We start from the raw sequence: 13715 nt of genomic DNA, 5'->3' as shown, positions 1-13715 counted from the left end.
TTGATTTCTAGTCTTTGATTAGATCGTTCTTTAAAAATTTGGGTATGTGATAGAAAGATAGACTGAACGTTACTTTCACTGGTAACGGATCAGGCTAAGGTAAAATTTGTGAGTTCTCTTAATTGAGAAATTCGAATTTTCGGCGAATGTCGTCTTCACAGTATAACCAGATTGCTTGGGGTTATATGGTCAAGTGAAGAAGCGCATACGGTGGATGCCTTGGCAGTCAGAGGCGATGAAAGACGTGGTAGCCTGCGAAAAGCTTCGGGGAGTCGGCAAACAGACTTTGATCCGGAGATGTCTGAATGGGGGAACCCAGCCATCATAAGATGGTTATCTTGTACTGAATACATAGGTGCAAGAGGCGAACCAGGGGAACTGAAACATCTAAGTACCCTGAGGAAAAGAAATCAACCGAGATTCCCTTAGTAGTGGCGAGCGAACGGGGACTAGCCCTTAAGTGGCTTTGAGATTAGCGGAACGCTCTGGAAAGTGCGGCCATAGTGGGTGATAGCCCTGTACGCGAAAATCTCTTAGTCATGAAATCGAGTAGGACGGAGCACGAGAAACTTTGTCTGAATATGGGGGGACCATCCTCCAAGGCTAAATACTACTGACTGACCGATAGTGAACTAGTACCGTGAGGGAAAGGCGAAAAGAACCCCGGAGAGGGGAGTGAAATAGATCCTGAAACCGTATGCGTACAAGCAGTGGGAGCAGACTTTGTTCTGTGACTGCGTACCTTTTGTATAATGGGTCAGCGACTTATTTTCAGTGGCGAGCTTAACCGAATAGGGGAGGCGTAGCGAAAGCGAGTCTTAATAGGGCGTCTAGTCGCTGGGAATAGACCCGAAACCGGGCGATCTATCCATGGGCAGGTTGAAGGTTGGGTAACACTAACTGGAGGACCGAACCGACTACCGTTGAAAAGTTAGCGGATGACCTGTGGATCGGAGTGAAAGGCTAATCAAGCTCGGAGATAGCTGGTTCTCCTCGAAAGCTATTTAGGTAGCGCCTCATGTATCACTGTAGGGGGTAGAGCACTGTTTCGGCTAGGGGGTCATCCCGACTTACCAAACCGATGCAAACTCCGAATACCTACAAGTGCCGAGCATGGGAGACACACGGCGGGTGCTAACGTCCGTCGTGAAAAGGGAAACAACCCAGACCGTCAGCTAAGGTCCCAAAGTTATGGTTAAGTGGGAAACGATGTGGGAAGGCTTAGACAGCTAGGAGGTTGGCTTAGAAGCAGCCACCCTTTAAAGAAAGCGTAATAGCTCACTAGTCGAGTCGGCCTGCGCGGAAGATGTAACGGGGCTCAAACCATACACCGAAGCTACGGGTATCACGTAAGTGATGCGGTAGAGGAGCGTTCTGTAAGCCTGTGAAGGTGAGTTGAGAAGCTTGCTGGAGGTATCAGAAGTGCGAATGCTGACATGAGTAACGACAATGGGTGTGAAAAACACCCACGCCGAAAGACCAAGGTTTCCTGCGCAACGTTAATCGACGCAGGGTTAGTCGGTCCCTAAGGCGAGGCTGAAAAGCGTAGTCGATGGAAAACAGGTTAATATTCCTGTACTTCTGGTTATTGCGATGGAGGGACGGAGAAGGCTAGGCCAGCTTGGCGTTGGTTGTCCAAGTTTAAGGTGGTAGGCTGGAATCTTAGGTAAATCCGGGATTCTAAGGCCGAGAGCTGATGACGAGTTAACTTTTAGTTAACGAAGTGGTTGATGCCATGCTTCCAAGAAAAGCTTCTAAGCTTCAGGTAACCAGGAACCGTACCCCAAACCGACACAGGTGGTTGGGTAGAGAATACCAAGGCGCTTGAGAGAACTCGGGTGAAGGAACTAGGCAAAATGGCACCGTAACTTCGGGAGAAGGTGCGCCGGTGAGGGTGAAGGACTTGCTCCGTAAGCTCATGCCGGTCGAAGATACCAGGCCGCTGCGACTGTTTATTAAAAACACAGCACTCTGCAAACACGAAAGTGGACGTATAGGGTGTGACGCCTGCCCGGTGCCGGAAGGTTAATTGATGGGGTTAGCTAACGCGAAGCTCTTGATCGAAGCCCCGGTAAACGGCGGCCGTAACTATAACGGTCCTAAGGTAGCGAAATTCCTTGTCGGGTAAGTTCCGACCTGCACGAATGGCGTAACGATGGCGGCGCTGTCTCCACCCGAGACTCAGTGAAATTGAAATCGCTGTGAAGATGCAGTGTATCCGCGGCTAGACGGAAAGACCCCGTGAACCTTTACTATAGCTTTGCACTGGACTTTGAATTTGCTTGTGTAGGATAGGTGGGAGGCTTTGAAGCGTGGACGCCAGTCTGCGTGGAGCCATCCTTGAAATACCACCCTGGCAACTTTGAGGTTCTAACTCAGGTCCGTTATCCGGATCGAGGACAGTGTATGGTGGGTAGTTTGACTGGGGCGGTCTCCTCCTAAAGAGTAACGGAGGAGTACGAAGGTGCGCTCAGACCGGTCGGAAATCGGTCGTAGAGTATAAAGGCAAAAGCGCGCTTGACTGCGAGACAGACACGTCGAGCAGGTACGAAAGTAGGTCTTAGTGATCCGGTGGTTCTGTATGGAAGGGCCATCGCTCAACGGATAAAAGGTACTCCGGGGATAACAGGCTGATACCGCCCAAGAGTTCATATCGACGGCGGTGTTTGGCACCTCGATGTCGGCTCATCACATCCTGGGGCTGAAGCCGGTCCCAAGGGTATGGCTGTTCGCCATTTAAAGTGGTACGCGAGCTGGGTTTAGAACGTCGTGAGACAGTTCGGTCCCTATCTGCCGTGGACGTTTGAGATTTGAGAGGGGCTGCTCCTAGTACGAGAGGACCGGAGTGGACGAACCTCTGGTGTTCCGGTTGTCACGCCAGTGGCATTGCCGGGTAGCTATGTTCGGAATAGATAACCGCTGAAAGCATCTAAGCGGGAAACTAGCCTCAAGATGAGATCTCACTGGAACCTTGAGTTCCCTGAAGGGCCGTCGAAGACTACGACGTTGATAGGTTGGGTGTGTAAGCGCTGTGAGGCGTTGAGCTAACCAATACTAATTGCCCGTGAGGCTTGACCATATAACACCCAAGCAATTTGCTTGCTTCGAGCTGAAAGGCAAAAGAGCACCAGATTGCGGTGTGTGAAGACGAAATGAACCGAAAGTTCGACGCTCACAAAACACCGAAAGCTGTCACATACCCAATTTGCTGAAGCGAGGCCACATGGTCACGACTCAGTACCCGAATTTCTTGACGACCATAGAGCATTGGAACCACCTGATCCCATCCCGAACTCAGCAGTGAAACGATGCATCGCCGATGGTAGTGTGGGGTTTCCCCATGTGAGAGTAGGTCATCGTCAAGATTAAATTCCAGAACCCCTGTTTGCTAACGCAGACAGGGGTTTTGTTTTGGGCGGTCGAAAAGCACCCCCGGTAGAGGACACCGCGTTCCCCGGCCACGAATAGGCTTCCTGATCTGAAAGTCTTGCTGAGGCTTGATCCCAGACTTTCATGACAAAAATCGCTATCGGCATGCCGTTCGGGGAAATCGATGCAAAGTGTTTCTGCATTTTTGGTATGGTGCAGCACATTTTCACAAGGACTGATCTTTATCCGCAGGATGCGGCGTCGACCTTCTTCAACGAGATGCTGTAGAAATGCCTGAACCAATACCCATCAAGGATCACGAAAAAGAAAACCGCCTGGTCAACAAGCGCCTGCTCGCCTGCGCGCTGCTGGTGATCGGCATCACCTGTGCCCTGGTGGGCCGCATGTATTTCCTGCAGGTGGTGCAGTACGACTATCACTCGACGATTTCCGAGAATAATCGGGTCCACGTCCTGCCGATAACACCGACTCGCGGGTTGATCTACGACCGGAATGGCGTGGTGCTCGCCGACAATCGTCCCAGCTACAACCTGACCATCACCCGGGAGCGCACCACAGACCTCAAGGGTGAGCTGGACGCCATCGTCAACCTGCTGCACCTGCCTGCTGAAGACCGTGCGGTGTTCGACAAGGCCTTGAAGCAGGCACGCCATCCTTTCGTCCCGGTGACATTATTTTACGAGCTGACCGAAGAGCAGATCGCGGTCCTGGCCGTGAACGAGTTTCGCTTGCCTGGCGTCGACGTAGAGCCGCAGTTTGTCCGGCACTACCCGCTGGGTGCGCACTTTGCACACTCCATCGGCTATGTCGGGCGCATCAACGAGAAAGAGTCCAAGGCTCTCGACTCGGTGGAGTATCGCGGTACACAGTCCATCGGCAAGACCGGCATCGAGCGTTTCTACGAGTCCGAACTGCACGGCCACGTCGGTTACGAAGAGGTCGAGACCAACGCCCAGGGGCGTGTGCTGCGCGTGCTCAAGCACACCGACCCGATCCCTGGCAAAAATATTGTGCTCAGCCTCGACGTCCACCTTCAGGAAGCCGCCGAGGAAGCCTTGGGCGATCGCCGTGGCTCGGTGGTCGCGCTCGACCCGCAAACCGGCGAAGTCCTGGCCATGGTCAGCAAACCGAGTTTCGACCCGAACCTGTTTGTCACCGGCATCAGCTTCAAGGAATATGCCGCGCTGCACGATTCCATCGACCGGCCGCTGTTCAACCGCGTCCTGCGCGGGCTCTATGCGCCGGGTTCGACGATCAAGCCTGAGGTGGCCATTGCCGGCCTCGACAGCGGTGTGGTGACCGCCCAGACCCGCGTGTTCGACCCGGGTTACTACCAGCTCCCCGATTTTGATCACAAATACCGCAACTGGAACCACAGCGGTGACGGCTGGGTCGACATGGACGCCGCCATCATGCGTTCCAACGACACCTACTTTTACGACCTGGCACACAAGCTCGGCATCGACCGCCTGCACGACTACCTGGCGGAGTTCGGCCTGGGCCAGAAAGTCTCCCTGGACATGTTCGAAGAGTCAGCCGGGCTGATGCCATCCCAGGCCTGGAAGCGTGCGACCCGCCGCCAGCCATGGTTCCCAGGCGAAACCGTGATCCTCGGTATCGGCCAGGGCTATATGCAGGTCACGCCATTGCAATTGGCCCAGGCGACAGCGTTGATCGCCAACAAGGGCGTGTGGAATCGCCCGCACCTGGCCAAGACCATCAACGGCGTGCCGCCCGTAGACGAGAACCCGATGCCGAATGTGGTCCTCAAGGACCCGCGTGACTGGGAGCAGGTGAACCATGGCATGCAGTTGGTGATGCATGACCCGCGCGGCATCGCTCGGGCCGCCGCGCAAGGTGCGCAATACCGCATCGCCGGCAAGAGTGGTACTGCGCAAGTGGTCGCGATCAAACAAGGTGAGCGCTACAACCGCGACAAGACTCTGGAGCGGCATCGCGACAACGCCTTGTTCGTCGGCTTTGCCCCTGCCGAGCATCCGAAGATCGTGATCTCGGTCATGATCGAAAACGGCGAAGCCGGTGGTCGGGTGGCAGGCCCGGTGGTGCGGCAGATCATGGACGCCTGGCTGCTCGACCAGGAAGGTCACCTCAAGCCGCAGTATGCGACCCCGGCTAAAGCACCGGGTGACCCGCACGTCTGAGTCACACCTGCCACTCGTCCCACTGGTCTACGCCCGTGTAGGCCAGCCAGGGCACGTCATGCGCCGTCCAGATGTGCGCGGTGGGCCGCACGCCCGGATCATCGTCCAGCGTCGCCACCCGCACAATCACATGCGGCTGGTGCCCACGCTCGGCCATCAGGTGTGAGCCGCAGCGCGAGCAGAAATGCCTGAGCTTGCCCGGCGAAGACTCGAATGACGACAACAGACCCTCGCCTTGCGTCCAGCGAAAATGCTCACGCATCACCCCGGCTGTCGCCACAAACGCGGCCGCGTGCACCTTGCGGCAGCTGTCGCAGTGGCAGTGGCTGATGGGCATGTCCAGGCGCTCCACCTGGTAGCGGACGGCCTTGCAGAAGCAACTTCCATTCAACGCGTCAGTCATAACGTAATGTCGGGTCAAGGATGGGGTCATCATCATCGCGCACAACCCAAGGTTGCGCATTGTTCGATGTCGCCTACTGTCAATGGAGGAGGTGACTTATGCACGTATTAGATCGCATAGAACGAAAAGTCCTGCTTAACGTTTCACGCAAACACGTCTGGGAAGCACTCACCGATGCCGAGCAATTCGGCAACTGGTTCGGAATTGCCCTGAAGGGCAAAACCTTTGCAGCGGGGGAAACCATCAAGGCGCCGATCACTTATCCGGGGTACGAGCATGTGATCTGGAATGCCAAAATCGAACGTATCCTGCCACAGACACTGTTCTCTTTCTGGTGGCACCCCTTTGCGGTGGAGGAGGGCGTCGACTACGACCAGGAAACCCCGACACTGGTGGAGTTCACCATCGAGGATCGCGCGCCGGGCATTTTGCTGCGGGTCGTCGAATCCGGCTTCGATGAAGTGCCCGAAGCCCGTCGGCAGAAAGCCTTCAAGATGAACTCCCGGGGCTGGGACGAGCAGATGAACAACATCGAAAAATATTTGACCCAGGCCCGCCAGGCCTGACCCCAACGGGCATCATCACTGATGCCCGCGTTGATAACTGTCAGCCTTCGTGAGCGGTGGTGATTTCCAGGGTGTCGGTAAACGTCACCAGCACACTCTGACCGACCTTGAGGTCCTTGAGGCCGGCACGAATCTCTGGTTTCTCGACATTCAACACTTTGCTCGCACCGGCCGGATTTTCCAGGGTGACCTGGTTTTTCTTCAAGTCGATGTGCGTGATCTTCAGTTGCACCTGTACCTGACGGAACGCTGCGCCGCCTGGGTTGGGATTATCGGCGGTGGCGCGGATCACACCGGTTTTTTCGCTGGCATCCGGTGCACTTTTGTCCACATCGGTGTCCAGCACGGCGGCGACCGAATGCGTGGTCAGCACTTTGACCTGGTCGCCGACCTTGAGATTACCCAGGTCCTTGGCGGCGTCGGTAAGTTGCACATGCACCTCGCCACCGTCGGCGCCTTGCAGCACCACCTGATGCTTGGCGGCATCCACGGCCAGCACTTTGGTGGTGACTTCGTCGGCTTCCAGGGTCTTGGACAGCGGGATATCGGCAGCGAAGGCCGTGAGGTTGCCGGCGGCCAGCAGTGTGACCAGGGCGATGGCGTGGCGAAGAGGGCGCGTTACTTTCATTTAAGGTACTTCCATGTAAGAGGAACTCCTGAGTCTAGTGGAGGGGCGCAGATACACAAATGCGCTGCAGGCTGGGTGTTTTAACGATTGCAATGTGCCAGAGTCTGCGCAGATAATGAGATGAATTATCATTAACGTCTGGCAGTGTTGCGTGTCCACACCTACTGATCCCAAGGCCCTTTTAGCCGCGCTCTACGACGATAACCATCGGTGGTTGCGTGCGTGGTTGTATCGCCAGTTGAAGTGCCCCCAGGATGCCGCAGACCTGACCCAGGACACCTTCATCCGCGTGCTCGATGCGCGCCAGCTCACCCAACTTGAGGAGCCGCGGGCGTTTTTGAGCACGGTTGCACGCCGACTGTTGTTCAGTTTCTGGCGGCGCAAGCGCCTGGAACAAAGCTACCTCGACAGCCTGGCTTTACTGCCGGAGTGCTACAGCCCTTCCGAAGAAGACCTTGCGTTGGTCCGCGAAGCATTGGAAAGCATTGACCGGCTGCTTAACGGCCTGCCGGCGCGGGTACGCCAGATCTTTATCCTGAGTCGTCTCGAAGGCTTGACCCAACCTCTGATCGCGCAGCAACTGAATGTCTCCCTGGCGACTGTCGAGCGCGATTTGCGCAGGGCGTTCCTGCATTGCCTCGCGGAATCGGCGGAGCTGGCATGACGCAGCCCAAGGTGGATGCTTGTACCCGCGAGGCCGTCGATTGGCTGCTGCGCCTCGAGGCGGCCGGCGAGGACCGCGACCTGCGCCAGGCTTTCGACGCCTGGTTGCACGCCAGCCCCGAGCATGCGGCGGCCTGGCAGCGGGTGGGCAACCTGTTGCAGCAACCGATTGCCGCGCTGCACCGGGTCGAGGCGCACAGCCCTGGCCAATTGCGTGCGGCGTCCCACGCACTGATGACGCCCGACACCGTGTCGCGTCGCAAGGTGCTGCGTGGCGGCTTGGCCCTGGTGTTGTTTGGCGTCAGTGGCGCTGCGCTGCTCGACCGTGCCCAACCGCTCAACGGGTTGTGGGCCGATCGGCGGACCGCCACCGGCGAGCGCAGTACCTTCACGTTGGCCGACGGCAGCCGCTTGAGCCTCAACGCGCGCAGCTCGGTGGATATCCAGTTCACTGAGCAACGCCGGGTCGTGCATCTGCGTGAAGGCCAGGTGTTTGTCGATGTCGCCGCCGATGCCCGCCGGCCGTTTGTCATCACCACCGCACAGGGCGAAGTCCAGGCCCTCGGCACGCAGTTCATGGTCAGCCAGGAAGCCGCCGGCAGCCTGACCTCGGTGCAACTGCACAGTGTGAAAGTCACCACCCAGGGCGGTCACCAGCGGCGCGTGGAAGCGGGGCAGGCGGCGTGGTTCAGCGAGGAATGGGTGCGGCCGGTACCGTTGTCGGCAGCCGGGCGGGTGGATTGGCGCGACGGTCGGGTCGACATTCGCGACGAGCCGCTGGGCTCGCTGATCGATGCCTTGCGCCCGTATCGCCGGGGCGTGCTGCGCATCAGCCCGCAAGCGGCGGCGCTGCGTGTGTACGGGGTGTACCCGCTGGATGATGCCGAGCAGACGCTGCAATCGCTTGCCCAGACATTCCCGTTGCGCATTCGCCGCTATGGGCCGTGGTTGACGCTGATTGACGTGCAATAAACGATTATTTTCACAGGCCGTGAGGGGATCGCACGTCTCGCGAGTCAGGGTTAGAGAACGCCAACCTGACAACGAGTATCCACCCCTATGGCACCCTTGATGATTCGTCCTTGCCTGCTGACGCTGGCCATTACGCTGGCCGTCATCGGCCAACCTGCGATGGCCCAGGACACCACCCATTATTTCGACCTGCCTGCGGCCGCGCTGGGTGACACCCTCAGCCGTTTGTCCCGCGAAAGCGGGCGCACGCTGTCGGTGACCCCGGCCTTGCTGCAAGGTCGCCGGGCTGCCGCCGTCCAGGGCCAATTGACGCCGGAGCAGGCCGTGCAACAGGCGCTGGCCGGCAGCGGGCTGGGCTTGATCATTACCGACAACGGTACCTGGAGCCTTTACCTGCTACCCGAAGGCAATTCGCTGAACCTGAGCCCCACCACCGTGACCGGGGCGGCCACGGAAAATGCCTGGGGCCCGGTAGACGGTTACGTCGCCACGCGCAGCGGCACCGCGACCAAGACCGATACGCCGATTCTGGAAATCCCGCAGACGGTCAACGTGGTTACGGCCGACCAGGTCGCGGTCCAGGGTGCACGCAACCTCACGCAGGCCCTGCGCTACACGCCGGGCATCGACACCAACGGCTACACCGACCGCAACACCATTGCCGATGAAGTCGCCAGCCGTGGCTTCGCGCCAACCCTGTTGTACCTCGACGGCGCCTACCTGCCGTACGCCGGCAGCCTGGGCGGCGCCCCGCAAATCGATCCGTACACCCTCGAGCGTATCGAAGTGCTCAAGGGCCCGGCATCCGTGTTGTACGGGCAGAACCAGCCGGGCGGGATGATCAACATGGTCTCCAAGCGGCCAACCACCGAGGCGCGGCACCAGGTCAAGTTCGGCATCGGCAGTTATGACCGGGTCAACGGTGCGCTGGATTTCAGCGGGCCAATCGATCAGGCCAAGACCTTGAGCTATCGCCTGATTGCCCTGGCCCGTGACGGCAACGAGATGGTCGACCACGCCACCGACAGCCGCACCTTGCTCGCGCCCAGCCTCACCTGGGCGCCGACCGACGAGACGGCGCTGACGGTCTACGCGCAGCTGCAGCGCGACAAGTCCCTGGCCGACTACCAGGCGCTGCCCGCCATTGGCACGCTGTACCGCAGCGCCGAGGGCCGGCATATCGACCGCGACACCTTCCTGGGCGACTCGGACTGGAACGACTACATCCGCGACCAGTACGTGCTCGGCTTCGATTTCTCCCACGCCTTCAACGACAACCTCGAATACCACTCGACGGCGCGCTACACCGACGTCAACGACCGCTACAAAGGCTTTTACCTGAACCGCTTCGTCACGCTCCCGGATAACAGCATCGACGACACCCGCGCCACCCGCACCAAGCTCGACTGGCGCCAGCACAACTCTGCCTACACGATTGATAACAACCTGCAGTTCAAATTCGCCACCGGCGCGCTGGACCATACGCTGCTGACCGGCGTCGATTACCGCCAGTTCACCCGCAAGTACCAGGGCTACAACCTGTACGGTGCAGAAATCATCGAGCTGTATAAACCCAGCAACTACCACACCCTGGGCCAGCCGACCCTCACCACCAAGTGGGACAACACCATCAAGCAGACCGGCCTGTACGCCCAGGACCAGATCAAGCTTGACCGCTTTATCCTCACCGTCGGCCTGCGTGAAGACTGGGCCGAAGTCGAGAACCGCGACCTGCTGGCCGACAGCACGGTCAGCCAGAAAGACAAGAAACTCACCCGACGAATCGGCTTGACCTACCTCACTGATTTCGGCCTGGCGCCCTATGTCAGTTACGCCGAGTCGTTCTTCCCCAGCATCGGCAGCCAGGCCCCACAGCGCGGGGCCTCGGCGTTCAAGCCGGTGGAGGGCGAGCAGTACGAGGCGGGGGTCAAATACCAGCCCAACGACAGCTCATTGCTGACGTTGTCGGTGTACCAGATCAAGCAGAAGAACGTGCTGACCGGCGACATTGAGTACCCGGAGTATCAGTTGCAGGAAGGCGAGGTGCGCTCGCGGGGTGTCGAGTTCGAAGGCAAGACGCGTGTTGGCCAGTTCGAGGTGATTGGCGCGGTGGCCTACCTGGACTCGTTCTACACCAAGAGCAATTATGGTGATAAAGGCAACCGCAACGAGTCCCAGGCACCGTGGACCGCCAGTACCTGGGTCGACTACCACTTCGCGAGCAATGCCCTGGCAGGCCTGACCGTCGGTGGGGGCGCTCGTTACACCGGCAAGAAATACGGCGATTCGGGCAACACCTTCAAAACCCCTTCGTTTGTGGTGTACGACACGACCATCCGCTACGACCTGGGCCGTGTCAGTCCCACGCTCAAGGGCGCGGAAGCCAGCCTGAACGTGCAGAACCTGTTTGATCGCGAGTACGTTTCGGCATGCAACTATGCCTTTGGCTGCTATTACGGGCAGGAGCGCACGGCATCGTTGGCCGTGTCCTACGACTGGTAGCCTGCAACGGGTGGCAGCCCAGGCTGCCACCCGTTGACGTTTAGAAGTCCACCGTCGCCGACAACTTCGCCACGCGCGGATCACCCTGGGTCAGGTAACCGCCCAATGCCGATTCCCAGTACTTGGTATTGGCGACGTTCTCCACCGTGGCGCCCAGCGTCACGTCCCGCTGATCGACCTTGAAGTTATAGCGCGCGCCCACGTCGAACCGGTTCCAGGTCGGCAGGCTGAGGTTGTTGGCCGCGTCGGCGTACTGGCCGCCGGTGCGCAACATGCGGCCATTCACGCTCACGCCTTGCAGGCCCGGCACATCCCAATCCACCCCGGCATTGAGCTGGAACGAAGGCACGCCGATAGCGCGGTTGCCGTCGTTGGTGCCGTTGGCCGTACCGCTGACCTCGGTGTTTATCAGAGTGGCGCCGCCCAGCAGGCGCAGGCCTGGGACAGGTTCACCGAAGACATTCAGCTCCACGCCCTTGTTGACCTGGTCACCCTGGAACACATAGGTCGCGGTGCCGTCCGAATTCAGCTGGGAATAGCCCTGGGTCGGCTGCTCGATGCGATACACACCGAGTGTCGCCCCGTAGGTGCCCATGTCGACTTTGACGCCGGCTTCGGTCTGTTTCGAACGCGCGGGGGCGAAGGTCTGGCCGTTGTTGGTGACCCTGGCGTTATTGGCCGCGGTTTCCGGGGCGGTCGGTCCGGATGCCAGCCCTTCAATATGGTTGGCGTAGAACGACACGTGGTCCCACGGCTTGAACACCAGGCCATACACCGGCGTGGTGATGCCCTTGGCGTAGTTGGCGTTGCGTGAGCCGGTGCCGTATTCATAACCCTGGACCACCAGCTCCTGGCGACGCAGGCCGGCGGTGAACAGCAGGCGGTCATCCATGAAACCGAGGGTGTCCGACACCGCCGCGCTGCGCGCGAAGGTCTTGGCGGTGATGCCCGGGTCGTTCAGGTCGCTGCCGGAGGTGAAGCCACCCTTGGCTGGCGCTGTCACATCGACGGGGTTGTAGAGGTTGGTCGCTTGCGTGCCCGAGGCAAAGTCGAAGGCGTTGCGCGCCTGGGTCCAGGTGCCGGTCAGGCCGAGGTTCAGCTTGTGGCTGACGGTGCCGGTCTGGAACTTGCCATTCAGGCCGGCCATCAGGCTGGTGTTGTCTTCCTGGTGGGCGATATTGGAGCCGCTCACGGTGGCATTGCCCTGCGCGTCGATCACGGTGAGCGACGAGTAGCGGCCGATTTCGCGGGTGTGCTTGGCGCCGCCCGCGACATACGCGGTCCAGTTGTCATTGAGGTCGTACTCGCCGCGCAGCATGCCAAAGGTGTCTTCCAGGCTGGTGCTGTCCCACTTCGGCGCGTAGTTGGTGTCCGCCGAGGGCGCGTTGGGAATGCTGGTCAGGCCCGGGCCGAGAAACACCGAGTTACGCCCGCCGTTGACTTGCTGCTTCTGATACACAAAGTCGCCGGACAGGCGCAGGGCATCACCGCGATAATCCAGGCCGACCGAAAACAGCTTCGAACGCTGGCTCTCGTCGTCCACACCGGTATCGCCTTCGCGCTGGGAAATATTCACCCGTGCGCCAAACCGATTGTCTTCGCCAAAACGCTGGCCGATGTCCAGGTGTTCACCGATGCGGCCATCGTTGCTGATATCGGTGCTGAAGCGGCGCAGAGGCACGTCATCGGCCCGCTTGGGTTGCAGGTTCACACCGCCGCCGATGCCCGAGCCACTCGGCGTCACGCCGTTGATAAAGGCGTTGGGACCCTTGAATACTTCGACGCGTTCCAGGGCGTCGGTGGACATCAACTGGCGCGGCAGGATGCCGTACAAACCGTTGAAGGAAATATCGTCGCCGTTGAGCGGCAGGCCACGAATCACGAACGCCTGGGATTGGTTTGCAAAGCCTGACGCCTGGCGCACGGACGAGTCATTGAGCAGGACATCACCAACCGTCTCGGCCTGCTGGTCACGGATCAGTTTCTCGGTGTAGGAGGACATGCTGAACGGCACATCCATGATGTCCTGGTTGCCCAGCACACCCAACTGGCCGCCGCGTGCCACCTGGCCGCCGGCATATACCGGGGGCAGGGCGCCGGGCGATGGGGCGTCGGCGTTGATGTTGGTGGCGCCCAGTTCCAGCGTGTTGCCATCCTGACTGTGGTTCGCATCCTGCGGGGTGGCTGGGGTTGCGGCGTGAGCGGCAAGGCTCAGGGAGCAGCAAAGGGCGAGCAGGGTCGGGCGAAACGGCACGGCGAATGGGGTACGGGTGGGCATGGTCGATCCGGACGGCGAACCGTCAGTGGTGAGGAAAAGGGCAACAACGTTGCGCGTCCTCGCTGCGCGGATACGACTCCAGCGCGAATGATAGTGATTGTTATTAATGTTCTGCAACAAAATTGTGAAGCGCGTGAGCGTGCCTGCGCGG

General features: G+C 59.2%; 8 protein-coding genes and 2 rRNA genes. 7 read left to right on the top strand and 3 right to left on the bottom strand.

The genetic code is table 11. The annotated features are described in order from the left end of the window. Positions 1-187: 187 nt before the first annotated feature. The 3 genes from BBG20_RS22520 to mrdA all read left to right on the top strand — a co-directional run bounded on the left by BBG20_RS22520 (position 188) and on the right by mrdA (position 5552). A 23S ribosomal RNA gene (locus BBG20_RS22520) occupies positions 188-3079 on the top strand. Positions 3080-3249: 170 nt separating this feature from the next. Continuing rightward, positions 3250-3365, top strand: a 5S ribosomal RNA gene (rrf, locus tag BBG20_RS22515). Between the two features lie 294 nt (positions 3366-3659). Beyond that, positions 3660-5552: a penicillin-binding protein 2 gene (mrdA, locus tag BBG20_RS22510; protein WP_065907300.1), complete on the top strand. Its 1893-nt coding sequence runs from the start codon at positions 3660-3662 to the stop codon at positions 5550-5552. Between the two features lies 1 nt (position 5553). Here mrdA and BBG20_RS22505 read toward each other — a convergent pair whose 3' ends face one another. After that, positions 5554-5955, bottom strand: a complete 402-nt coding sequence (locus BBG20_RS22505; protein WP_065907298.1) for a GFA family protein — start codon at positions 5953-5955, stop codon at positions 5554-5556. A 98-nt stretch (positions 5956-6053) separates the two neighbouring features. On the opposite strand from BBG20_RS22505, the gene BBG20_RS22500 reads away from it, so the two are divergent. Beyond that, complete coding sequence (locus BBG20_RS22500; protein WP_065907295.1) at positions 6054-6521, top strand: SRPBCC family protein; 468 nt, start codon at positions 6054-6056, stop codon at positions 6519-6521. A gap of 40 nt (positions 6522-6561) precedes the next feature. Here the strand turns inward: BBG20_RS22500 and BBG20_RS22495 are convergent, their stop codons facing one another. Then, positions 6562-7149, bottom strand: a complete 588-nt coding sequence (locus BBG20_RS22495) for a hypothetical protein (protein WP_065907292.1) — start codon at positions 7147-7149, stop codon at positions 6562-6564. A 151-nt stretch (positions 7150-7300) separates the two neighbouring features. Here BBG20_RS22495 and BBG20_RS22490 point away from each other — a divergent pair, with 151 nt between their 5' ends. From BBG20_RS22490 to BBG20_RS22480, 3 genes are all read left to right on the top strand, one after another. Further along, a complete protein-coding gene (locus tag BBG20_RS22490; RefSeq protein WP_065907289.1) occupies positions 7301-7813 on the top strand; it encodes a sigma-70 family RNA polymerase sigma factor in 513 nt (170 codons plus the stop codon). After that, positions 7810-8784: a FecR family protein gene (locus tag BBG20_RS22485; protein ID WP_065907286.1), complete on the top strand. Its 975-nt coding sequence runs from the start codon at positions 7810-7812 to the stop codon at positions 8782-8784. The genes BBG20_RS22490 and BBG20_RS22485 overlap by 4 nt, the downstream gene beginning before the upstream one ends. A gap of 87 nt (positions 8785-8871) precedes the next feature. Next, positions 8872-11286, top strand: coding sequence for a TonB-dependent siderophore receptor (locus tag BBG20_RS22480; protein WP_065907283.1), 2415 nt, complete (start codon positions 8872-8874; stop codon positions 11284-11286). A gap of 40 nt (positions 11287-11326) precedes the next feature. Here the strand turns inward: BBG20_RS22480 and BBG20_RS22475 are convergent, their stop codons facing one another. Further along, positions 11327-13564, bottom strand: a complete 2238-nt coding sequence (locus BBG20_RS22475) for a TonB-dependent receptor (protein ID WP_065907280.1) — start codon at positions 13562-13564, stop codon at positions 11327-11329. Between the last annotated feature and the right edge of the window lie 151 nt (positions 13565-13715).

The sequence above is a fragment of the Pseudomonas aylmerensis genome, from assembly GCF_001702265.1.
GTDB lineage: Bacteria > Pseudomonadota > Gammaproteobacteria > Pseudomonadales > Pseudomonadaceae > Aquipseudomonas > Aquipseudomonas aylmerensis.
The sequence above is the reverse complement of the archived record's forward strand: the minus strand, read 5'-3'. Positions and strand labels throughout refer to the sequence as shown.

Excerpts from the sequence above, each read along its gene's own strand:
- BBG20_RS22505 (WP_065907298.1), bottom strand. The coding sequence starts at position 5,955 with ATGACTGACGCGTTGAATGGAAGTTGCTTCTGCAAGGCCGTCCGCTAC.
- BBG20_RS22485 (WP_065907286.1), top strand. The coding sequence starts at position 7,810 with ATGACGCAGCCCAAGGTGGATGCTTGTACCCGCGAGGCCGTCGATTGG.
- mrdA (WP_065907300.1), top strand. The coding sequence starts at position 3,660 with ATGCCTGAACCAATACCCATCAAGGATCACGAAAAAGAAAACCGCCTG.
- BBG20_RS22475 (WP_065907280.1), bottom strand. The coding sequence starts at position 13,564 with ATGCCCACCCGTACCCCATTCGCCGTGCCGTTTCGCCCGACCCTGCTC.
- BBG20_RS22495 (WP_065907292.1), bottom strand. The coding sequence starts at position 7,149 with ATGAAAGTAACGCGCCCTCTTCGCCACGCCATCGCCCTGGTCACACTG.
- BBG20_RS22500 (WP_065907295.1), top strand. The coding sequence starts at position 6,054 with ATGCACGTATTAGATCGCATAGAACGAAAAGTCCTGCTTAACGTTTCA.
- BBG20_RS22480 (WP_065907283.1), top strand. The coding sequence starts at position 8,872 with ATGGCACCCTTGATGATTCGTCCTTGCCTGCTGACGCTGGCCATTACG.